Raw genomic sequence first — 21,037 nt, 5'->3', positions numbered from 1 at the left:
GCCAAATGTTTACCAAGATACTGATTGCCAATCGTGGGGAGATCGCCTGCCGCGTCATTGCTACGGCGAAAAAAATGGGCATCGCCACCGTCGCGGTGTATTCCGATGCCGACGCCAGCGCGCGCCACGTCAAGCTCGCCGATGAGGCGGTGAACATCGGCCCCGCGCCCTCGCGTGAGTCTTATCTGCAGGCCGACAAGATCATTGCCGCCGCCAAACAGACCGGCGCGCAGGCCATCCACCCCGGCTACGGCTTTTTGAGCGAGAACGAAGGCTTCGCGCGCCGCGTGGAAGAAGAGGGCATGGCCTTCATCGGCCCCAGGCACCACGCGATCGCAACCATGGGCGACAAGATCGCGTCCAAGAAGCTCGCCAAGGAAGCGGGCGTGAACTGCATCCCCGGCTGGAACGAGGCCATCGATTCGCCCGAGCACGCGGTGGAGATTGCCAAGGACGTGGGCTACCCGGTGATGATCAAGGCCAGCGCCGGCGGCGGCGGCAAGGGCCTGCGCGTGGCGTACAACGACAAGGAGGCGTTCGAAGGCTTTGCCTCGTGCAAGCACGAGGCGCTCGCCGCGTTTGGCGACGACCGGGTGTTCATCGAGAAATTCGTCGAGCAGCCGCGCCACATCGAGATCCAGATCATGGGCGACGGCTTCGGCAACGTCGTTTATCTGAACGAGCGCGAATGCTCGATCCAGCGCCGCCACCAGAAGGTGCTGGAAGAAGCGCCTTCGCCCTTCATCTCGGACGCCACGCGCAAGGCGATGGGCGCGCAGGCGGTGCTGCTGGCCAAGGCGGTGCAATACCAGAGCGCGGGCACGGTGGAGTTCGTCGTCGGCAAGGATCAGGACTTTTACTTCCTGGAAATGAACACCCGCCTGCAGGTGGAGCACCCGGTGACGGAAAGCATCACTGGGCTCGATCTGGTGGAGCTGATGATCCGCGTGGCCGCGGGCGAGAAGCTGCCGCTCACGCAGGCCGATGTCAAGCGCGAGGGCTGGGCGATCGAGTGCCGCATCAACGCCGAGGACCCGTTCCGCAACTTCCTGCCGTCCACCGGGCGGCTGGTGCGCTTCGAGCCGCCCGAGCAGACGATGTTCCAGGCCGACATGAGCCAGCGCTACGGCGTGCGCGTGGATACCGGCGTGTACGAGGGCGGCGAAATCCCGATGTACTACGACTCGATGATCGCCAAGCTCATCGTGCACGGGCAGGACCGCCAGGATGCGATTGCCAAGATGCGCGCCGCGCTCAATGCCTTCGTGATCCGTGGCGTGCAGAGCAACATCCCGTTCCAGTCCGCGCTGCTCGGGCACCCGGATGTGCAGAGCGGCAACTTCAACACCGGCTTCATCGCCGCGCACTACCCGCACGGCTTTCACGCCGAAGACGTGCCGCACGAAGACCCGGATTTTCTCGTCGCGCTCGCGGCCTACATGCACCGCCGCTACCGCGCGCGCGCCTGCGGCATCAGCGGGCAGATGGTGGGCCACGAGATCACGGTGGGCGAGGAATTCACCGTCATCGTGCTGGGCAGCGAAGGCCGGCATGTGCCGCACCAGGTGAGCGTGACCGACTATGTGGCTCAATCGGGCTCCAGCGCGGTCAACATCAACGGCAAGAGCTACAAAATCAGCAGCAGCGCGCATCTGGGCAGCATCTGCGTACAGGGCGCGTGCAACGGCAAGGGCTTCACCGCGCAGATCGAGCATGGTCTTCCGAACAATCCGCTTGCCCTGCGCATTCGCCACAATGGCACGCAGATCGATGCGCTGGTCCTCACGCCGCTGCGCGCCCAGCTCTTCGCGCTCATGCCCTACAAGGCGCCGCCGGACATGAGCAAGTTCGTGCTTTCGCCCATGCCGGGTCTCTTGGTGAACGTGGCCGTCAAGCCCGGCCAGAAGGTGCAGGCGGGCGAGCGCGTGGCGGTGATCGAGGCGATGAAGATGGAGAACGTGCTCTTTGCCAGCGCCGATGGCGTGGTCAAGGAGATCAAGGCAGCCCAGGGCGAGAGCCTGGCAGTTGACCAGCCGATTGTGGAATTTGAATGAAACAGGGTTGAAGCGCTTTCCAGTCAAGCGCTGCAAGCTATATTTTGAGGAGTGAATTCATGGCACGCCCCTTCAAGGTGCTCAGCATCCAGCAGGTCGCCATCGGCGGTACCGACAAGGCGGCGCTGCGCCGTCTGTGGGTGGATACCCTGGGCCTCACGCCCACCGGCAGCTTTGCCAGCGAACGCGAAAACGTCGATGAGGACATCCTCGCGATGGGTCGCGGCGCGACCAAAGTGGAAATCGACCTGATGCAGCCGCTTGACCCGGCAAAGAAACCGGCGGTCCACATACCGCCGCTCAATCACATCGGTCTTTGGATCGATGACCTGCCAAGCGCCGTCCAGTGGCTGACCGAACAAGGCATGCGCTTCACGCCCGGCGGCATCCGCAAGGGCGCCGCAGGCTACGACGTGTGCTTCATCCACCCCAAGGGCAACGAGCAATTTCCGCTCAGCGGAGAGGGTGTGCTGCTGGAGCTGGTTCAGGCGCCGCCCGAGGTGATTGCTGCCTTGGGGTAAGGCGCGGCTGGGTTGCAAGCCAGCCAAAGCAAAGCCCGCTCATTTTCATGTAGCGGGCTTTTGTCTTCTGCGCTGATGCCGGAGAGAGGAATCGAACCCACTACCTTCTCATTACGAATGAGAGGATAGGGGTGTTTGCTTACGTTGATTGGTGTAGGTATAATCAATGAAAATCAACAACTTAGAGAAGTTACCTTGCTTTTCAGTGTTGATTGAGATTCGGCAATTTCAGGCAAATTTGCCTACAGATTGCCTACAAGTTGCCTACAACCTGCCTACAGACACCATGCCCACCACACCAAGCCGCGCCCGCCTGACTGCCGGAAGGGTTGACGCCTTCACCTGTCCGCCGGGCAAGGCACAAGCCTTTCTCTGGGACACAGAAGCGCCAGCATTGGCCGTGCGCGTGACGCCTATCTGCGCGCGCTGCTGCTGACTGGTGCAAGGCGCGAGGAAATTGCCGCGCTGCGCTGGGAGCACGTCGATTTTCAATGGCGCAAGCTGACCCTTGCCGACAAGGTGAAGGCGAGCCGCACCATCCCGCTATACCCCTATCTGGCGCAATTGCTGGCGACGCTGCCCAGGGTGAATGAATTTGTTTTTGCCAGCAGTGGCAAGGCTGGGCACATCGTTGACGCCCGCAATGCGATGGCACAGGCGCTGCAACATGCCGGGGTTGCGCACGTCACGATTCACGGCCTGCGCCGCACCTTCATCCAGCAAGCCCGCAAGGTTGTTCCGGCTGGCGCGCCAGCACAGATAGCCGGGCACGCACCGAGCGCGACAGCCGAGGGTTACGCCATCCTGAGCCTGGATGAGCTGCGCCCGCACGCAGAAGCTATCGAGCGGCATTTTCTGAATCTTGCCGGGGTGCCGTTTGATGCCAGCGTGGAGCCGGGCAAGCTGCGCGCCGTGGTGTAGCCCGCCAATGGTGATTGACGTTAATAACGCACATCGTTAATATTCACCATGATTCAAGACTTTCGCTGTAGTGACACCGAGTCACTGTTCAACGGCAAGCGCGTGGCCCGGTTCGTCAACTTTGAAACCGTTGCCCTGCGCAAGCTGCAACAGTTGCATGCCGCTACCGCTTTGGAGTTTTTGCGCGTACCACCCGGCAACCGCCTGGAGGCCCTGACAGGCGACCGCCAAGGCCAGCACAGCATCCGCATCAATGGACAGTGGCGCGTGTGCTTTGTCTGGCGTGATGGGCACGCGCAAAGCGTTGAGATAGTGGATTACCACTGAGAGGAAAAACGATGGCACGCGAAATCCCCCTGGTTCACCCCGGCATCATCCTGCTGGAAGATTGGCTTAAACCGCTGGGCCTGAGCCAGTACGCCTTAGCCAAAGCCATTGATGTACCGCCGCGCCGCATCAATGAAATCGTCAAGGGCTTGCGCGGAATCACCGTGGATACCGCGCTGCGGCTTGGCGCTTACTTTGGCACGGACGCCCAAAGCTGGCTGAACCTGCAAGACCACTACGACACCGAGCACGCCCGCGAAACGATGGCCGATGTACTGGAGCGCATCACCAAGCACGGTGGCGCACCCGCCCCCGCTTGAGGAAAGCCAACCATCGCGAGGTGAACCGCTATGCCAAAACTCAAACCCGGCATCATCCTGCCCACGCCAGAAGAAGATGCCGCCATCACCGCCGCCGCCATGGCAGACCCCGATGCACTGCCGTTCACCGATGCCGAATGGGAAGCCGTCAAGCCCTTCGTCAAACGCGGCCGCCCGCTGGGCAGTGGCAGCAAAACACAGGTAACGATGCGCCTTGATGTTGACATCGTGGAGCGCCTGCGCGCCACCGGCCCCGGCTGGCAGACCCGCGCCAATGACGTGCTGCGCAAGTGGGTGCATCGCCACGCCTGAAGGTGCAAACATGAAGGCAATGTTCAATCCTCCGCATCCCGGCCTGGCGCTGCGTGACGACGTACTGCCCGCGCTGGGCTTGTCCGTGACCGAGGTCGCGCAGCAATTGGACGTGGCGCGCGTCACCCTATCGCGCATGCTCAATGGCCTTGCCGCTATCTCGCCAGAAATGGCGCTGCGCCTGCAAGCGTGGCTGGGTGTTGAACGCGGGGGCGACGCCCGCGCCTGGCTGGCGCAACAGACTGCCTACGACATGTGGCAGGTGCAGCAGCGATTGAAGGAGCACCCGATGCACGTCAAGGCAGCGCCCGCCTACGCCTGACACCGTTACGCCCCAGCTAGGCAGGGCCGCAATCCTGCTGAAAAGCCAGTGCCTCCCGCTGGCCTGCTGGGGCTCCTATTGAGGGAGCAGCATCCGGGAGGGATGCACGAATGACCAAGACCTATTTGGCTGCCGACTTGGCCGACCTTTGCAGCATTGATAGAAACAACGCTGGGGAATTGGTATTCGATTACGATGCGTTCGCATACGTGTTCCGCGCCGACGGTCTATGGCTGCGGTTGCCGGATGCAATCTGGAATCTCACGCATGCTGAACAACAGGCCATCACTGGCATGAATCCGCGCCGCCTACAGCGCAGCGACGGAGAGTTGTGGGGCAAGGCGGCCGTGTTCCCTTCCTTGGAAAACGTTGCGCCCATCCTGCCGTTCCCATTCACCGCCCTCCAACTCTGGGACTTCGACCGTGATACGGGCAGCAAAGTGGTTGAGTACTGGTGCAGAAAACCGTGTTGCAGGTTCATCTCACGCTCCTGTGGTTGGGTGTGAGGTCATTAGGTCGCGGTTCCAACCCGTTGGGAGCCTCCCTTGACTTGGTCTGTGTACGTTGTACACTGGGTCTGTGAATGATGTTCACAGAAAGGTGGGTATGACTCAACAGAGCGATGAACTTGTGGGGATAGGTGAGATTGCCGAGATGGCCGGGGTGTCCCGTCAAGCAGTCGCCAATTGGCGCGTGCGGGCGGCTGACTTCCCTAGCCCGGTTACGGAGCTAGCCTCCGGGCCGATATTCCGGCGCTCGCAGATTCGGTCTTGGCTAAAGAGGAATAAAAGGAATACTCCAATGGCTCATGTGATTTCGACGATCAATTTGAAGGGTGGTGTCGCGAAGACGACCACGTCTGTGGCGCTGGCCGAGGTCTTTTCGGCGGAGATGCGAAAGAAGGTCCTGGTCATCGACCTGGACCCGCAGACCAACGCGACGATCATGCTGCTCGGGGAGGACAAGTGGCTTGATCTGAACAACCAGGGGCACACACTGGCTCAGTTGTTCAAGGACGCCATGAATCCCGACGTGAAGAAGTTCGACCTCAACGCCACGCTCCAGAAGCGGGTGGGTGACGTTCAGGAGGCCAGGACCATCGACCTGCTGCCGTCGAGCCTTGACCTGATCGACGTGCAGGACCAGCTCGCGTCTGCGCCATCGGGGAAGTTCTACGCCGTGAATCCCGTGGAACTCCTCTGGCGAGCGGTCAAGTCGAAGCTGGACGACTACGACATCGTCATCATCGACTGCCCGCCGAACTTGGGCATCGTTACCCTGAACGGCCTGCGCCTCTCGGACGCCTACATCATCCCCACTATCCCCGACCACCTCTCGACCTACGGTATCCCGCAGATCGTGACCCGCGTGGGTGAGTTCGCGCAGGCCATTGGCGAGAACATCGACCCTCTGGGCATCGTCATCACGAAGTACCAAGCCAACTCGACGGTGCACAACACCGTGCTGAGGCAGCTTCAGACCGACGCGAACTTCCCCGACGTGTACGCCACGAAGGTCAAGCAGACCAACACGGCGTCGGCGGCAGCGGAGCACACGGCGCACAAAAGGACGCTGCGGCAGAAGTACGGCTCCGATCCCAACGGGCTCACCTCGACATACATCGAGCTGGCGAAAGAGATTTGGGACGACTTGGAGGGCGAATTGTGAGCCTACGGAACACACTCAACCGCCTGATGCGGGTGGTGATCGAAGAGGCGGAGCGCAACCCCGATTTCGAGGCTGCGCTGAACGACGCCATAGGCTCGACGCCAAGCAAGCGTAAACCATCCAAGGCGGAAGCCATCGGCCATGTCGAGGACGGCGAGGCGAAGCGAGGGAAGAATCGGCGTGCCCCTGCGGCGCTCGATCCTGTTCAGGTCGTGCGAGACGGCGAACCCGCCCTACGGATCGCACTGGAAAAGCTATCCCTGGAACAACTGCGTGACATCGTCGCCGAATACGGGATGGACCCCGGTCGGCTTGTGATGAAGTGGAATACGCCGGAGCGCGTGATCGACAGGATCGTGGAGATGTCAATCGCGCGGGCGCACAAGGGAAACGCCTTCCGCAAGCCCGCCGATGAGCCCGCGCCGTCGGCCACCGGAGCAGACGAGACGCCACCCTCTGATACCCAATCAGCAAGCGAGCCACCGAAAACGCCATGAAAAAGAAGGGGATGCCTTTCGAGCATCCCCTCCGAAACACGGCGGAGCAACCTCGGCCTCTGTACCGACTCCGCCGCTGGCATCAAACCTAGTGCATGTGGGCGAGCGGGTGACGCTCGGCCACGGCGAGGTCCTCGCGGGAGACGTAGGCGTTCCACGCGCGGCTGTAGTGGTAGCCGAGGAGGCGCGCCGCATCGTCGAAGTCCGCCGACCAGGGCTCCACCCCGACGCTGCGGGCCTGTTCAGCCAGTCCGTCGAGGATGTCCGCACCAGAGCGCAGGGCGCGAGCCAAGCCCGCGAGCGCGACGGCCACCGGGTGGCGCGCCTCATAGCTGGGCCGCTTATTCATCGCCGATCCTCGTCGTCAAGGGCGTAGGAAACATCGGGCTCGCACAGCGCTTGCCATGCAGCCACGGCGCGCACGCCGCGAGATGAGGTCAGCTCCTCGAAGATGATGGTCAGATCATCGTGGACGGCTTCGATCAGGTTGTTGATGTTCATTTGATTCGCTCCAAAAAAGTTAAGGTTTGTGGAGCGCCCGAACGAGGTGGCCGACCCCGCCGAACGCCCCGTTAGGTAGCGCGCTGGAGTGAAGTCTGAATGCCCGTCAACAGAAAAAATATCATCATTTGCGTCGGCGTGTGGGCTACGCACATCGGCCCGCATTCGATGATTGACGCGAGAAAAGGCCGCGTGTTGAAGGAGGGCCGGAAAGCAAAAAGGCCACCCGGTTAGGGGTGGCCTTTTTACATCAAGTGGTGCCGGAGAGAGGAGTCGAACCCCCGACCTTCGCATTACGAATGCGCTGCTCTACCAACTGAGCTACACCGGCAAAAATCAAAACTTGTTCAAACCGTGTCTGTACTACCTTGCCATCAGACTGCTGGCGGCCCGAAAGCCTTGCCGTGCTTAGCTTCTGCTTCCGTCGTCAAGCATCGCTGTCCTGATTACGAATGAGCTGCTCTACCGACTGAGCTACTCCGGCCAAGCCCGGCATTATATAGGCGTGCGAGGGCTTGCCGCGTGTTCGGCAAAACTCAGATGGAGGAGGGAAGGGTCGCGATCAGGCCGCGGATGCCGTCCCAGACGATCTGCACGCCCACCGACAGCAGGATGAAGGCCATGATCCGGAGGAAGACGAGCTGGCCGACTTCGCCGAGTTTGCGCAAGACGATGCCTGCATAGCGGAAGGTGGCGGCCACCAGCATTCCCAGCAGCACCATGCCGGCCAGTGCGCCGGCGAGGCTGGCCAGGGTTTCCGTGATGCGCGGCGTGCGCAGGCTTGCGCCCACGGCAATGGCGGCGGCCAGTGAGCCGGGGCCGCAGGTGATGGGGAAGGACAGCGGATAGAAGGTGTTCAGGCGCGCGTTGTCTTCGGTCAGGGTTTGCGCCATCTGGGCGGTGTCGTCGTGGGTGGGCTGCTGGGTGTTGAGCATCAGCCAGGCGTTGTAGGCCACGATGATGCCGCCCGCCACCCGCACCACGGGCAGCGAGATGCCGAACAGGTCCAGCACCAGCGAGCCCAGGGTCATCGTGATGGCCAGCAGAATCGCGACGTATTTGCCGACGGTGGTGGCCAGCTGGTGGCGCTGGGAGATGCTCATGCCCTGGGTCCAGCTGACGAAGATGGGTGCGGTGGCCAGCGGATTGATGATGGGCAGCACGCCGGCCAGGGCGAACAGCAGGCTTTTGCCGAACGCGGAAGCCAGGGTTAAAAGAGAAAATTCCATGAGCCGGGCGCAATCTGATGGAAACCTGGGTGCGGCGCGGCAGGTCGGGTTTCAGGCTTTGCCGTGGTAGCCGGTCACGCGTTCGACTTCATTCTTCGAGCCGAGGATCACGCTCACGCGCTCGTGCAGCCTGGTGGGCTGAATGTCCAGAATGCGCTGCCTGCCGTTGGTGGCTGCGCCGCCCGCCTGCTCGACGAGCCAGCCCATGGGGTTGGCCTCGTACATCAGGCGCAGCTTGCCGGGCTTGTTGGGCTCGCGTTTGTCCCAGGGGTACATGAAGATGCCGCCGCGGCTCAGGATGCGGTGCACGTCGGCCACCATGCTGGCGATCCAGCGCATGTTGAAGTCCTTGCCGCGTGGGCCATCCTTGCCTTGCAGGCATTCGTCGATGTAGCGGCGCACGGGCTCGTCCCAGTGGCGCATATTGCTCATGTTGATGGCGAATTCCTTGGTGTCCTCGGGAATGCGCACGTTCTCGCGGATGAGCACGAAGGAGCCCTGCTCGCGATCCAGTGTGAACATGGCGACGCCGTCGCCCACGGTGAGTGCCAGCGTGGTCTGCGGGCCGTAGACGCAGTAGCCGGCGGCGACCTGGCAGTGGCCGGGTTGCAGAAAGTCGTCGTCATGTACGCCAGGGTGGCCTTCGGGTTTCTTCAGCACGCTGAAGATGGTGCCAATGCTGACGTTCACGTCGATGTTGGATGAGCCGTCGAGCGGGTCGAACATGAGCAGGTATTCGCCCTGCGGGTAGCGGTTGGGCACGACGTAGATGCCTTCCATCTCCTCGCTGGCCATGGCCGCCAGGTGGCCGCCCCATTCGTTGGCCTCGATCAGGGTTTCGTTGGCGATGATGTCCAGCTTCTTCTGCACCTCGCCCTGCACGTTCTCGGTGCCGGCGCTGCCCATCACGTCGCCGAGTTCGCCCTTGTTGACCGCGAAGCTGATGCGCTTGCAGGCGCGCGCCACGACTTCGAGCAGCAGGCGCAGCTCGGAGGGGATGTGGCCGTGCACGCGCTGCTGTTCGACGAGGTAACGCGTGAGGCTGATGCGGTGATCGACCATGGGGCTTCCTTTCAATCCTTTCAGTCGGCGAGCGCGTGCGTGACGAGTTCGCGCACGTCGTTGGAGAGCTTGGGCGCGGCGGCCACGCGCTCGATGGCGGCGCGCGCCAGCGCGCGGTAGGGCTCGGCCAGCTTCTTCCAGCGGTCGAGCGCGCGCGCCAGGCGGGCGGCGACCTGCGGGTTGAAGGCATCCAGCAGAAGCACCTGCTCGGCCCAGAAGGCGTAGCCCGCACCGTCCTGGCGATGAAAGCCCGCCGGGTTGGCGCTGCAGTAGCTGAAGACGAGGCTGCGCGCGCGGTTGGGGTTCTTGAGGTTGAAGTCCGGGTGCTTCAGCAATTGCTGCACGGCGGGCAGCACGTCGCCGCCGCGGTCGGTGCGGCCGGCCTGCAGGGCAAACCATTTATCGAGCACCAGCGCATCGTCCTTGAAGCGGTCGTGAAAACGTTCCAGCGCCGGCCTGGCGAGTTCGTGGCCGCTGGCGACGAGCGCGCCCAGGGCGCCGAGGCGATCAGTCATGTTGCCTGCGTCCTTGAAGCGCTGCAGCGCCTTGCCGGGCCAGATGGCGTCGCCGCTCTCGCGGGCCGCAAGGCACAACATGGAAAGCGCCAGGCTGGTGAGCGCGCGGCGGCCGCTGCTGATGGCATCGGGCCGGTAGGCGCCACTGGCCTGGTGGGTCTCGAAGGCCCAGACCCAATCGGCCTGCAGCTCACGCGCCAGCTGGGCGCGAAGCTGCTCGCGCACAGCGTGGATCTGCTGTGGATCGACCACTTCGACCTGCTCGGCGATGTAGGCTTCCGACGGCAGCGTGAGCACCAGTTCCTTGAAGGCAGCATCGAGCTGCGGGTGGCGCAGCACAGTGCGCAGGGCCTCCACGACGGTGGCGGGTATCAGGGCATTCTGGCCTGTAACGCTTGCTGCGCCGGCGTCAGAAGCTATCGCATTGAGAGCGGTGCGCAGCAGCAGGCGCTGGCCAGCCTCCCAGCGGTTGAAGGCGTCGCTGTCGCTCGCCAGCAGCGTGAGCAGGGCGGCATCGCTGTCGTCGTGCTCTAGGATGACCGGCGCGCTGAAGCCGCGCAGCAGCGAGGGCACGGGCTCGGCCGCCACGTTCACGAAGGTGAAGCTCTGGCTGGCCTCGTGCAGCACCAGCGTGCGGCTGGTGCCGCTGGCCGTCGCCTCGCCTTCGAGTTGCAGGGGCAGTTGCGCGCCGTCCTGCGCCACCAGCCCCATGGCGACCGGAATCACGAAGGGCAGCTTGCCCGGCTGGCCGGGCGTGGCCGGGCAGGATTGCGAGAGCGTGAGCGTCCAGGTCTGCGCGGCGGCGTCGTACTGCCCCGTGGCCTTGACGCACGGCGTGCCCGATTGGCTGTACCAGCGCTTGAATTGATCGAGGTGCGTGGCGAGCGCGCTGCCGGGGTTGGCGTCGGCGATCGCCTGCGCGAAATCGTCGCAGGTGACGGCGTGCCCGTCGTGGCGCTCGAAGTAGAGTTTCATGCCCTGGGCAAAGCCCTCGTGGCCACCGACCAGGGTGCGCTGCATGCGCACGACTTCGGCGCCTTTTTCGTACACCGTGACGGTGTAGAAATTGTTGATTTCCACATAGCTGTCGGGCCGCACCGGGTGGGCCATGGGGCCTGCGTCCTCGGGGAACTGCGCGGTGCGCAGCACGCGCACGTCTTCGATGCGGCGCGTGGCGCGCGCAGATAGCGAGCCCGCCATGTCCATCGAGAATTCCTGATCGCGAAAGACCGTGAGGCCTTCCTTGAGCGAGAGCTGGAACCAGTCGCGGCAGGTGACGCGGTCGCCCGTCCAGTTGTGGAAATACTCGTGGCCTACGACCCCTTCGATGTTGGCGTAGTCCAGATCGGTGGCAGTCGATGGACTGGCCAGCACGTACTTGGTGTTGAAGATGTTCAGGCCCTTGTTTTCCATCGCGCCCATGTTGAAGTCGCTGGTGGCGACGATCATGAAGCGGTCCAGATCGAGCGACAGGCCGAAGCGCGTCTCGTCCCAGGCGATGGCGGCCATCAGCGAGTTCATCGCGTGTTCGGTCTTGCCCAGGTCGCCGGGGCGCACGTAGACCTGCAGCAGGTGCTCTTTGCCCGCGCGGCTCGTGATCTGCTGCTCGCGCGCGACGAGCTGGCCCGCGACGAGCGCGAACAGGTAGCAGGGCTTCTTGTGCGGATCGACCCATTTGGCGAAGTGGCGTCCGCCCTCCAGCTCGCCCGATTCCACGAGGTTGCCGTTGGAGAGCAGCACCGGGTAGCGCTTCTTGTCCGCGCGCAGGGTGACGGTGAAGCTCGCCATCACATCGGGGCGATCCAGGTAATAGGTGATGCGGCGAAAGCCCTGCGCCTCGCACTGGGTGAAGAAGGTGTCGTTGCTGACGTACAGGCCCATCAGATGGGTGTTCTTCTCGGGCGCGCAGGTGGTGAAGATTTCCAGATCGAAGGGGTCGTTGCCCTCGGGCAGGTTTTCCAGCACCAGCTGGTTTTCCTCGATCTTGAAACTGGTGCCCGCACCGTTCACCAGCACGCGCGCCAGGTTCAACTCTTCGCCATCCAGGCGCAGCGCCTCTGCCGCCACCTCCGGGTTGCGGCGCAGGCGCATCTTGTTGAGCACGCGTGTCTTGGCCGGGTCGAGGTCAAATGCCAGATCGACCGTATCGACCCAGAACGCCGGCGCCTGGTACTGCAGGCGATAGACCGCGCTGGCGGTGCCTTCTCTCATCATGGTGAACTCCTTGGGTCAGGCGTTTAAACGCCTTGTTTGAGCGAGGCCTCGATGAAGACATCGAGATCGCCGTCCAGCACCTTCTGCGTGGCAGAGACTTCCACGTTGGTGCGCAAATCCTTGATGCGGCTGTTGTCCAGCACGTAGGAACGTATCTGGTGGCCCCAGCCGACGTCGCTCTTGGTGTCTTCCAGCGCCTGCTGCTCGACCATGCGCTTCTGCATCTCGTGCTCGTACAGGCGCGAGCGCAGGCGCTGCCAGGCGACGTCGCGGTTGCTGTGCTGGCTGCGCCCGTCCTGGCACTGCACGACGATGCCGGTGGGGAGGTGGGTGAGGCGCACGGCCGAATCGGTCTTGTTGATGTGCTGCCCGCCCGCGCCGCTGGCGCGGAAGGTGTCGGTGCGCACGTCCGCCGGGTTGATGTTGATCTCGATCGAGTCGTCGATTTCCGGGTAGACGAAGAGCGAGGCGAACGAGGTGTGGCGTCCGCCCGAGCTGTCGAACGGGCTCTTGCGCACCAGCCGGTGCACGCCGGTTTCGGTGCGCAGCAGCCCGTAGGCGTATTCGCCCTCGACATGGATGGTCGCGCCCTTGATGCCGGCCACGTCGCCCGGCGTTTCTTCGTCCACCGTCGCCTTGAAGCCCTTGCGCTCGGCGTACTTGAGGTATTGGCGCAGCAGCATGCCGGCCCAGTCGCAGGCCTCGGTGCCGCCGGCGCCGGCCTGGATGTCGATGTAGCAGTTGAGCGGGTCCGCCTCCTTGCTGAACATGCGGCGGAACTCCAGCTCCTCGATCAGCGGCTGGAGCTTCTCGACCTCGCCCGCGATGGCGGCGATGCCGGCTTCATCGCCTTCGTCCTTGCTCATCTCGTAGAGCTCGGTGTTGTCGGCGATCTCCTGCGTGAGCTTTTGCAGCGTGAGCACCACGCCGTCGAGCAGCTTCTTTTCCTTGCCCAGCTCCTGGGCCTTCTTCGGGTCGTTCCAGACGTTCGGGTCTTCGAGCGAGGCGTTTACCGTGCGCAGGCGTTCGTATTTGGCATCGTAGTCAAAGATACCTCCGCAAGTCCGCGGTGCGCTCACCGAGGTCTTCGAGGGTGGTGCCGATGAGGTTGATTTGTTCTGCGTCCATGGGTAATCCTGTGCATTGATTGCGGAAGATAGCCTTTGATTTTCTCACGCACAGGTTTACTATATATTTAATAGCTGCTTGTATTTGCCGGCATTGCGGTTCGAGCCGATTGCACTAAAAAATCCTCGATCAAACCAGCCACGGCCTGCGGCTGGTCGTGGTGCAGCATGTGCCCGGCATCCTTCACGGTGGCGCTGGTGAGCTGGCGCACATGGCGGGTGCGTTCGTGGAATTCCTGCAGCGTGAAGCGATCCTTCCACCACTGGGCCAGGCTGTCGTGGTCCGCCACCACGCTGAGCACCGGCGCGGTGATCGCGGCGTAGAGCGCCAGCGCTTCGTCCACGCGGTAGAGCTGCGCGCTGATGACCTTCTGCGCCGCGTCGCCCAGGATGTGCCAGCGGCCGTCGCTGCCCTGGCGGGCCCAGTGCCGCGCCAGCCAGGCGGCCTTGTCGGCAGGCAGGCGCGGGTTGGTTTTCATCAGGCGCTCGGCCACGCCCTCGGGGCTGGCGTAGGTCTTGAGCGCGAGCTCGCCCTGGCGCTGCCGGCGCAGTTCATCGAGCCACTGCGCATAGCGCCCCGGTGCCTGCGCGGGCCGGGTGGCGGGCAGGCCGAAGCCTTCCAGATTGACGAGGCGGCGGATGCGCGCCGGGCGCGCACCGGCGTACATCATGGCGATGTTGCCGCCCATGCTGTGGCCGACGAGGTCGATGGGGGCGTCGCCCGCAACCTGATCGAGCAGCGCATCGAGGTCTGCCAGGTAATCGGGGAAGTGGTAGCAATCGACCCGCTGCTCCGGCATTGAAAGGCCGAAGCCGCGCCAGTCGGGCGCGATGATGCGCCGCCCCTGGGTGAATGCGCTGCTGAGCGCGTCGACGGCGAATTGCCACGATGCGGCCACGTCCATCCAGCCGTGCAGCAGCACCAGCGGCGCCAGGGAGGAATCCGCAGGCCCCCAGTGCCGCAGATGGCAGGGCATGCCCCGCAGGGCGATGGTTTCGTGGCGGGCGACAAGGCGTTCCTGGTACATCGCCTGATTATTGGCGGCAGGCTGTACCTTGTGCTGGCGCACGGGTGACTGCAGGCGGTAGATCACGGATGACACTTGGAATTTTTGAAGCAAAATAATGCCTTGGCGCTTATTGGGCAAGCGCTGGCAGCTATCAATTTGGTGAACCATGGCAAAGAAGGACAAGGCGCAGCACGTGAGCGAAACCCCGGCGACGCAGATGCTGCGCGCGCATGGCGTGGCGTTCACCGAACACGCCTATGACTACGTGGAGCATGGCGGCACGCATGAATCGGCGCGGCAGCTGGGCCTGCGGGAACACGCGGTGGTCAAGACCCTGGTGATGCAGGACCAGGATGCCAGGCCACTCATCGTGCTGATGCATGGAGACTGCAAGGTGTCCACCAAGAACCTCGCGCGCCAGATCGGCGCCAAGTCGGTCGAGCCCTGCAAGCCTGAAGTGGCGCAGCGCCACAGCGGCTATCAGGTGGGCGGCACTTCGCCGTTTGGCGTGCGCAAAACCATGCCGGTATATATCGAGGAAAGCATCCTGGCGCTCGACCGCATTGCGATCAATGGCGGGCGGCGTGGCTATCTGGTGCAGATAGCTCCGCAGGTCTGCGTGCAGTTGCTGGGCGCGCACGCGGTGCAATGCGCGTTGCCGGATTCGGGATGATGCGTCGCGTCGCGCCGGGCAGCCGTCCGGGCAGAACCCGCAAAGGGACATGAGGCATGGTCGCCACCGTCATCGTCGCAATCCTGTGCCTGCACCTGCTGTGCTTCGGCGCCATGTTCCTGCTGTTCAGCTCGCGCCTGCGCGGCAGGAAGCTGGGCATGGACGTGCTTGCGCTGGGCAACTTCATGCTGGGCACGGCCTATGTGCTGCAGCTGCTGGGCGGTCCGCCGGGCTGGAGCCTGGCCAGCGTCATCAACCACACGCTCACGCTGTGCACGCCCGCCGTGTATTTCGTGGGCGCGATGCGCTTTTTTGGCCGTCCGGCGCCGCTGCTGCGCCCGCTGCTGGTGATGGCGCTGGCCTACACGGCCGCGCAGGCCGCGGTGCAGTGGGGGCTGGGGACCGTGGCGCGCTACGCCATGCTCTCGGGCCTGTCGGCGCTGATCTTCATCGCCATGGCGGCGACAGCGGCCCAGGGGGTGCGCAGCTTCGCGCGGGACCTGCGCGCCGAGATGCTGTTTTTCGCGGTGCTCATCGGTGGCATCGGCATGCTCAATGCCTGGAAATGCGCCAAGCTGCTGACCGATGGCATGGCGGCGCTGGGCATGGAGCAGCGCTTTCAGCTGGTGTTCTACGGCTACATGTCGGTGCTTGCGGTGGTGCTGGCGCCGGCCGTGATCTGGCTGGTGCTGCGCCGCCTGACCGATGACCTGCGCGAGACGGCGGCGCGCGACCCGTTGACCGGGCTGCTCAACCGGCGCGGCATGACCGACGCGCTGGAAGCGCACCTGCGCACGCGCGGCGCGGACACCGCGCACCTGCTGCTGGTGGACGTGGACCATTTCAAGCGCGTCAACGACACGCATGGCCACAAGGCGGGCGACCGGGTGCTCTGCCGGGTGGCCGAGGTGATGCGCGCCACGCTGCGGCACCATGATCTGGCCTGCCGCACGGGCGGAGAAGAGTTCGTCGCCATCTGTCTTGCCACCCGCACGGACGATGCGCTGCAGCTGGCCGAGCGGCTGCGCGCGGCCATCCAGTCCATGACGGTGTCTGCCGTCGCCGATTCGGATGTGCCCATCCGCTGCACCGCCACCATCGGTGTCTCGGATGCCTTCACCGACGCCGATGGCCTCGACCGTGCGATGCAGCAGGCCGATGAAGCGCTCTACCGCGGCAAGGCGGCGGGGCGCAACCGGGTGTGCTCGGCCGCACGCGCACCTGATGCCGCGGCATGCGCCGTCGGGGCGGCGGCCTGAGGCCGCACGCGCGTTCCGCCACCCGGGGTGGCTGGCAAAATGGCGTACCCGTTTACATCTTCTTGTCGAGAGAGCTCCCGTGCCTTTTTTCTACAGCGTCTTGGCGATCGCCGCCGCCTATCTGCTCGGTTCCCTGTCGTTCGCCGTCATCGTCAGCCGCGCCATGGGGCTGTCCGATCCACGCAGCTACGGCAGCAAGAACCCGGGGGCGACGAATGTGCTGCGCTCGGGCTCCAAGGCGGCGGCGGTGGTGACGCTGCTGCTGGATGCCGCCAAGGGCTGGCTGCCGGTGTTCCTGGTGCGCAGCCTGGGCCCGGACCACGGGCTGGGCGAGGGCACGGTGGCGCTGGCGGGGCTGGCGGCGTTCGCCGGGCACCTGTGGCCGGTGTTCTTCGGCTTCAAGGGCGGCAAGGGCGTGGCGACGGCACTGGGCGTGCTGCTGGGCATCAGCGGCTGGCTGGCGCTGGCGACGGTGGCCACCTTCGTCATCATCCTGGCGTTCTTTCGCTGGGTGTCATTCGCCTCGCTCATCGCCGCGGCATTCGCACCGTTTTTCTACGTGCTGACCGGCGGCGTGCTGTGGGAGATGCACCCCGGCGTTGCGCTGGCGATCGCCGTGATGGCCGGTCTGCTGGCCTGGCGGCACGCGGCCAACATCCAGCGCCTGGTTCGGGGCACGGAGCCCAAGCTGGGCGCCGGCAAAAAGCCCTGACGGGCCGGTGCGCCGCGCGGCGGCTCAGCGCGGCGGCTTCGCCGCCTGCGCGGCGAACAACCCCAGGCGCACCATCATGTGGTGGTTGATGTTCGTCGTGACGGCCGAGCGGGCCAGCGCGGCGGCAACCTGGGGCTGGCCGCGCACGGTGTGGTAGAGCACCGGCGCGGCCAGTGCTTCGCCGTGCGCATCGGCCACGCTGGCGACCAGCGGGAAGTTCACGCGCTCGCTGCGGCGCAGCACGACGGCCGTATCGCCATTGCTCAGCTGCACGAAGGTGCCCGGCGGGCACAGGCCGACGGTGCGCATGAGCGCCACGGCGACATCGTCGTCCTGCTGCTCCGGCTGGCCGGCGATGGCGCGCACGGAATCGCTGGCGGTGCGGCCCGGGCGGGATTTGCGCGGCGAGATCATCGCGGCGTAGCGGTCCACCGTCGCCAGGATGTGCGTCAGGCGCGATTCGGCCGGCAGGCTGGCCAGCGTGGTGCGCACGGGCGGCGTGGCGTGGTGCGCGGCAACGACGTCGAGCCAGAGATCGTCCCGGATGTTGAGGTCTTCCAGCTGCGCCACGCCCTTTTCGGGGTGCGCGGCGACGGCGTGCTTCTGCTCGCTGCTCAAGGGCTCGTGCTGCAGCGCCAGCTGGTTCTGCAGCGCGGTCATGGCGATGTTCATCGTGATGGCGGCGCGCACCAGGCTTTCGCGTTCATGGCGCGGCAGCTGCAGTTCCTGCGCCAGGATCTGGCACAGCGTGGCGCACACCAGCGCGTGCGACGCGCTGTAGCCCGCGGTGGAGGTGCTGGCGAGCTGGAACATCAGGTACAGCGCGGCATCCGTATCGTGGCCGACGATTTCCTGCAGCCACTGGTCGCACTGGCGCAGCCTGGCGTTGAACTCCGGCACCAGCGCGGGGTGCAGCAGCAGCATGGAAAGCGCCGCCTCCAGATCGAGCCACTGGCTCAGCAAATCCTCGTATTCGTCGTCGGCGTTGGCGGTGGCCATGGTCAGCGCTTTTGCAGCAGGAGCTCGTTGCCCTTGCGCGTCATCTCGTAGGGTTTCAGAAAGCTGTTGCCCAGCAGCACGTAGGGCATGGGCTCGCTGGTGATGATGGCTTCCACGCCGCGCTGCTCCAGCGCGCCGATGCGTACCGAGTCCAGCCGCACGCGCCAGCCTTCGGCCACGCCGTTGGCCGTCTGCATGCGCACCGGCTGGCCTTGCTGCACGCGAATGCCCAGGCGCTCGGCCTCGGCGCGGCCCAGCGAGACGGCGGTGGCGCCGGTATCCACCATGTACTGCACCGGCCGGCCGTTGATCTGCCCGCCGCTGACGAAATGCCCGCGCGCATCGGCATACAGCGTGAGCTGCTGGGGTGCGCTGCCATGCGTGCCGACGCTCACCGGCTCGGCGCCCAGGTGCAGGGTTTCACGCCCGCCCACGCTCTCGATGACCACGGATTCGCGGCCGACCGAGACCACGCGCACGCCATCGATGGATTCGCCCGGCGCCACGGCGCGCGGCGTGCCGCTGCCCGAAACCATCAGCGCCTTGCCGCCCAGAATGCCGGCCAGCCGCAGCGTCTGCGCGTGCAGCGGCGCCGCGGCGAGCAGGGCAGCCAGCAGAAGGGCGCGGCGTTGCATGGCGGTGGGCCCGCTCAGTCGCGGAAGTTGTCGAAGGTCAGCGGCAGATCGGCCACTTCCTTGCGCAGCAGCGCCATGGCGGCCTGCAGGTCGTCGCGCTTGGCGCCGGTGACGCGCACCTTGCCGTCCTGGATGGCGGCCTGCAGCTTGAGTTTGCTGTCCTTGATGAGGCGCTGAATCTTCTTACCCTGCTCGGCATCGATGCCGTTCTTGACCTTCACCAGCTGCCTGAGCTTGTCGCCGCCCGCCTTCTGGGGTTTCTCGACATCCAGAAAGCGCACGTCCACGCTGCGCTTGGTGAGCTTGGCGCGCAGGATGTCCTGCAGCTGCTGCAACTGGAAATCGGCATCGCCCGTGAGCGTGATCTCCTTATCCTTGAGCTCGATGGCCGCCGAGGTGCCCTTGAAGTCAAAGCGCGTGCCAACTTCCTTGGCGGCGTTGTCCACGGCATTCTTCACTTCAACGAAATCGGCTTCACAAACGGTGTCAAACGATGGCATGGGTTTCCTCTGGTGCTGCGGTGTCGCGGCCGCTTTCTGAACGGTGCGGGTGCGACAATTCCCGGGATGTTAGTCGAGAAGAATGCATCACTGCAAAGTGCCAACAGCTTCGGCATCGCCGCGCGCGCACGCGAGCTGGTGCGTCTGCACAGCGAGGCCGCCGTGCAGGAGGCCGCCGCGCACTTCGATCTGGCGCGCCAGCCGTTTTTCGTGCTCGGCGGCGGCAGCAACATCGTGCTGACCGGTGACGTGGAGCCGCTGGTGCTGAAGGTGGAAATCCCGGGCATGGCGCTGGTGGAGGAAACCGCCCGGCACTGGATCGTGCAGGCCGGGGCCGGCGTTGACTGGCACGCATTCGTGGCTTGGACGCTGCAGCAGGGCTGGCCGGGGCTGGAGAACCTGGCGCTGATTCCGGGCACCGTGGGCGCCGCGCCGGTGCAGAACATCGGTGCCTACGGCGTGGAACTGCAGGACCGCTTTCATTCGCTCTCGGCCGTTGATTGCCTGACGGGACAGGCGTTTGCGCTGGATGCGGCGCAGTGCGCCTTCGGCTACCGCGATTCGGTCTTCAAGCACGCCGCGCCCGTGGCGGGGCAGGGCGCCGGCTGGCAGCGCGGCATGGGGCTGGCGGGCCGGGCGCTGATCACCAGCGTGCGGCTGGCCTTGCCCAAGGCCTGGCGGCCCGAGCTGGAATATCTGGATTTGCAGAGGAAGCGCGAGGAGGCCGGCATCGCCCAGCCCGATGCGCGCCGGATTTTTGACTGGGTGTGCCAGATCCGCCAGGCCAAGCTGCCCGACCCGGCCGTGCTGGGCAATGCCGGCAGCTTCTTCAAGAACCCGGCGGTGACGCCCGAACAGTGCCGCGACATCATCGCGCGCGAGCCAAAAATCGTGCACTACCCGATGCCCGACGGCAGCATCAAGCTGGCCGCGGGCTGGCTCATCGACGCCTGCGGCTGGCGCGGCAAGACCGTGGGGCGTGCGGGGGTCTATGAAAAGCAGGCGCTGGTGCTGGTCAACCGCGGTGATCGGCACAGCCCGGACACGAGCGTGACCGGCGGCGAGGTGATGACGCTGGCCAAGGCGATTCAGACCAGCGTCTACGAGCGCTTCGGCATCCTGCTGCAGCCCGAGCCGGTGGTGGTGTAGCGCTGCCGATTCATGCGGGTTTGGATTCGGTCGGGCAACAAGGCGGCAAGCCGAAGACAGTGCTGGCGCACGGCAAGGCGAGCCAACGACGTTGGACGGCCGAAGGCGGACCCGTTTCAGGCGTAGTGGCAGAGGTAGTGGTAGACCTCGGCCACGCGGATGTCGAACGACGACTCTGCGGGGATGGCAAAGCGCTCGCCGGGAGCGGATTTCTGCCATGCATCACTGCCAGCCAGCCGGTATTCGCAGGCGCCCGCCACGCATTCCATGATTTCAGTCGCGCCGGTGCTGAAGGTGAGTTCCGCCGCCAGTACCACGCCCGCGCTCTTGCGCGTGCCGTCCGCCAGCGTGAAGCTGTGCGAGACGCATTTGCCGCCGAAATACACGTTGGCCTGGGTGGCAAGGGTGACGTTGGCAATCTGGGTGGTGGCGGTCATGGCGGGTTGCAGGGTTGAAAAAGCAGGCGGCAATGGTAGCTGCCCTGCCGACCGCCGGTGGCATGCCGGAGAG

At 64.7% G+C, this 21,037-nt stretch carries 26 protein-coding genes and 1 tRNA gene; 15 read left to right on the top strand and 12 right to left on the bottom strand.

Translation table 11 applies throughout. From position 1 onward, the window contains the following. Window positions 1-5: 5 nt before the first annotated feature. The 11 genes from K320_RS0104865 to K320_RS0104820 all read left to right on the top strand — a co-directional run bounded on the left by K320_RS0104865 (window position 6) and on the right by K320_RS0104820 (window position 6,942). Window positions 6-2,054, top strand: a complete 2,049-nt coding sequence (locus K320_RS0104865; protein WP_024537728.1) for an acetyl-CoA carboxylase biotin carboxylase subunit — start codon at window positions 6-8, stop codon at window positions 2,052-2,054. A gap of 59 nt (window positions 2,055-2,113) precedes the next feature. Beyond that, window positions 2,114-2,575, top strand: a complete 462-nt coding sequence (locus K320_RS0104860) for a VOC family protein (RefSeq protein ID WP_024537727.1) — start codon at window positions 2,114-2,116, stop codon at window positions 2,573-2,575. A 166-nt stretch (window positions 2,576-2,741) separates the two neighbouring features. Continuing rightward, window positions 2,742-3,011, top strand: a complete 270-nt coding sequence (locus tag K320_RS18950) for a hypothetical protein (RefSeq protein WP_156913826.1) — start codon at window positions 2,742-2,744, stop codon at window positions 3,009-3,011. Further along, window positions 2,918-3,496, top strand: coding sequence for a tyrosine-type recombinase/integrase (locus K320_RS0104855; protein ID WP_084301168.1), 579 nt, complete (start codon window positions 2,918-2,920; stop codon window positions 3,494-3,496). The genes K320_RS18950 and K320_RS0104855 overlap by 94 nt, the downstream gene beginning before the upstream one ends. A gap of 48 nt (window positions 3,497-3,544) precedes the next feature. Beyond that, the gene (locus tag K320_RS0104850; RefSeq protein ID WP_024537725.1) at window positions 3,545-3,823 is read left to right on the top strand and encodes a type II toxin-antitoxin system RelE/ParE family toxin; all 279 of its coding nucleotides are present in this window, start codon (window positions 3,545-3,547) and stop codon (window positions 3,821-3,823) included. 11 nt (window positions 3,824-3,834) lie between these two features. After that, on the top strand, window positions 3,835-4,143 hold the full coding sequence (locus tag K320_RS0104845) for a HigA family addiction module antitoxin (protein ID WP_024537724.1): 309 nt from the start codon (window positions 3,835-3,837) through the stop codon (window positions 4,141-4,143). Window positions 4,144-4,173: 30 nt separating this feature from the next. Next, window positions 4,174-4,455: a BrnA antitoxin family protein gene (locus tag K320_RS0104840; RefSeq protein WP_024537723.1), complete on the top strand. Its 282-nt coding sequence runs from the start codon at window positions 4,174-4,176 to the stop codon at window positions 4,453-4,455. Between the two features lie 10 nt (window positions 4,456-4,465). Next, a complete protein-coding gene (locus tag K320_RS0104835) occupies window positions 4,466-4,777 on the top strand; it encodes a HigA family addiction module antitoxin (protein ID WP_024537722.1) in 312 nt (103 codons plus the stop codon). Window positions 4,778-4,887: 110 nt separating this feature from the next. Beyond that, the gene (locus K320_RS0104830; protein ID WP_024537721.1) at window positions 4,888-5,283 is read left to right on the top strand and encodes a hypothetical protein; all 396 of its coding nucleotides are present in this window, start codon (window positions 4,888-4,890) and stop codon (window positions 5,281-5,283) included. Between the two features lie 295 nt (window positions 5,284-5,578). Next, on the top strand, window positions 5,579-6,445 hold the full coding sequence (locus K320_RS0104825; protein WP_024537720.1) for a ParA family protein: 867 nt from the start codon (window positions 5,579-5,581) through the stop codon (window positions 6,443-6,445). Next, window positions 6,442-6,942: a hypothetical protein gene (locus K320_RS0104820; protein WP_211236090.1), complete on the top strand. Its 501-nt coding sequence runs from the start codon at window positions 6,442-6,444 to the stop codon at window positions 6,940-6,942. The genes K320_RS0104825 and K320_RS0104820 overlap by 4 nt, the downstream gene beginning before the upstream one ends. A gap of 88 nt (window positions 6,943-7,030) precedes the next feature. Here the strand turns inward: K320_RS0104820 and K320_RS0104815 are convergent, their stop codons facing one another. The 8 genes from K320_RS0104815 to K320_RS0104775 form a co-directional block, all read right to left on the bottom strand. Then, window positions 7,031-7,291, bottom strand: coding sequence for a hypothetical protein (locus K320_RS0104815; protein WP_024537718.1), 261 nt, complete (start codon window positions 7,289-7,291; stop codon window positions 7,031-7,033). Beyond that, window positions 7,288-7,443 (bottom strand): hypothetical protein, encoded by a 156-nt coding sequence (locus tag K320_RS18945; protein ID WP_156913824.1) that lies wholly within the window; start codon window positions 7,441-7,443, stop codon window positions 7,288-7,290. Before K320_RS18945 ends, K320_RS0104815 begins: the two co-directional genes overlap by 4 nt. Before the next feature lie 255 nt (window positions 7,444-7,698). Beyond that, a tRNA-Thr gene (locus K320_RS0104800) sits at window positions 7,699-7,774 on the bottom strand. A 205-nt stretch (window positions 7,775-7,979) separates the two neighbouring features. Then, the gene (locus K320_RS0104795) at window positions 7,980-8,672 is read right to left on the bottom strand and encodes a MarC family protein (protein WP_024537717.1); all 693 of its coding nucleotides are present in this window, start codon (window positions 8,670-8,672) and stop codon (window positions 7,980-7,982) included. 51 nt (window positions 8,673-8,723) lie between these two features. Beyond that, window positions 8,724-9,734 (bottom strand): class 1 fructose-bisphosphatase, encoded by a 1,011-nt coding sequence (locus K320_RS0104790; RefSeq protein ID WP_024537716.1) that lies wholly within the window; start codon window positions 9,732-9,734, stop codon window positions 8,724-8,726. Between the two features lie 20 nt (window positions 9,735-9,754). After that, entirely contained in the window at window positions 9,755-12,463 is a 2,709-nt protein-coding gene (pepN, locus tag K320_RS0104785; protein ID WP_024537715.1) for an aminopeptidase N, read from the bottom strand. Between the two features lie 23 nt (window positions 12,464-12,486). Further along, a protein-coding gene (gene prfB, locus K320_RS0104780; RefSeq protein ID WP_156913822.1) for a peptide chain release factor 2 occupies window positions 12,487-13,591 on the bottom strand; the annotation gives its coding sequence in 2 pieces (ribosomal slippage) (window positions 12,487-13,509 and window positions 13,511-13,591; 1,104 coding nt in all). Between the two features lie 67 nt (window positions 13,592-13,658). After that, window positions 13,659-14,618 (bottom strand): alpha/beta fold hydrolase, encoded by a 960-nt coding sequence (locus K320_RS0104775; RefSeq protein ID WP_024537713.1) that lies wholly within the window; start codon window positions 14,616-14,618, stop codon window positions 13,659-13,661. 148 nt (window positions 14,619-14,766) lie between these two features. On the opposite strand from K320_RS0104775, the gene ybaK reads away from it, so the two are divergent. The 3 genes from ybaK to plsY all read left to right on the top strand — a co-directional run bounded on the left by ybaK (window position 14,767) and on the right by plsY (window position 17,244). Further along, on the top strand, window positions 14,767-15,273 hold the full coding sequence (gene ybaK / locus K320_RS0104770) for a Cys-tRNA(Pro) deacylase (protein WP_024537712.1): 507 nt from the start codon (window positions 14,767-14,769) through the stop codon (window positions 15,271-15,273). A gap of 56 nt (window positions 15,274-15,329) precedes the next feature. Beyond that, window positions 15,330-16,532, top strand: coding sequence for a GGDEF domain-containing protein (locus K320_RS0104765; RefSeq protein WP_024537711.1), 1,203 nt, complete (start codon window positions 15,330-15,332; stop codon window positions 16,530-16,532). Between the two features lie 79 nt (window positions 16,533-16,611). Next, complete coding sequence (plsY, locus tag K320_RS0104760; RefSeq protein ID WP_024537710.1) at window positions 16,612-17,244, top strand: glycerol-3-phosphate 1-O-acyltransferase PlsY; 633 nt, start codon at window positions 16,612-16,614, stop codon at window positions 17,242-17,244. A 24-nt stretch (window positions 17,245-17,268) separates the two neighbouring features. On the opposite strand, the gene K320_RS0104755 is transcribed toward plsY, so the two are convergent. The 3 genes from K320_RS0104755 to K320_RS0104745 are packed head-to-tail and all read right to left on the bottom strand — an operon-like array spanning window position 17,269 to window position 19,378. After that, a complete protein-coding gene (locus K320_RS0104755; RefSeq protein WP_024537709.1) occupies window positions 17,269-18,243 on the bottom strand; it encodes an HD-GYP domain-containing protein in 975 nt (324 codons plus the stop codon). A 2-nt stretch (window positions 18,244-18,245) separates the two neighbouring features. Next, entirely contained in the window at window positions 18,246-18,878 is a 633-nt protein-coding gene (locus tag K320_RS0104750) for a retropepsin-like aspartic protease family protein (RefSeq protein WP_024537708.1), read from the bottom strand. Between the two features lie 14 nt (window positions 18,879-18,892). After that, window positions 18,893-19,378 carry a YajQ family cyclic di-GMP-binding protein gene (locus K320_RS0104745; protein WP_024537707.1) on the bottom strand — a complete coding sequence of 162 codons (486 nt, stop codon included), beginning with the start codon at window positions 19,376-19,378 and terminating at the stop codon, window positions 18,893-18,895. A 66-nt stretch (window positions 19,379-19,444) separates the two neighbouring features. On the opposite strand from K320_RS0104745, the gene murB reads away from it, so the two are divergent. Further along, window positions 19,445-20,527 carry a UDP-N-acetylmuramate dehydrogenase gene (gene murB, locus K320_RS0104740; protein WP_024537706.1) on the top strand — a complete coding sequence of 361 codons (1,083 nt, stop codon included), beginning with the start codon at window positions 19,445-19,447 and terminating at the stop codon, window positions 20,525-20,527. A 116-nt stretch (window positions 20,528-20,643) separates the two neighbouring features. Here murB and ppnP read toward each other — a convergent pair whose 3' ends face one another. Continuing rightward, window positions 20,644-20,964, bottom strand: a complete 321-nt coding sequence (gene ppnP, locus K320_RS0104735) for a pyrimidine/purine nucleoside phosphorylase (protein WP_024537705.1) — start codon at window positions 20,962-20,964, stop codon at window positions 20,644-20,646. Window positions 20,965-21,037 lie beyond the last annotated feature (73 nt).

This window comes from Comamonas badia DSM 17552 (assembly GCF_000484635.1).
In the GTDB taxonomy this organism is placed as follows: Bacteria; Pseudomonadota; Gammaproteobacteria; order Burkholderiales; family Burkholderiaceae_C; genus Comamonas_C; species Comamonas_C badia.
This window is presented reverse-complemented; position numbering and strand designations above follow the sequence as displayed.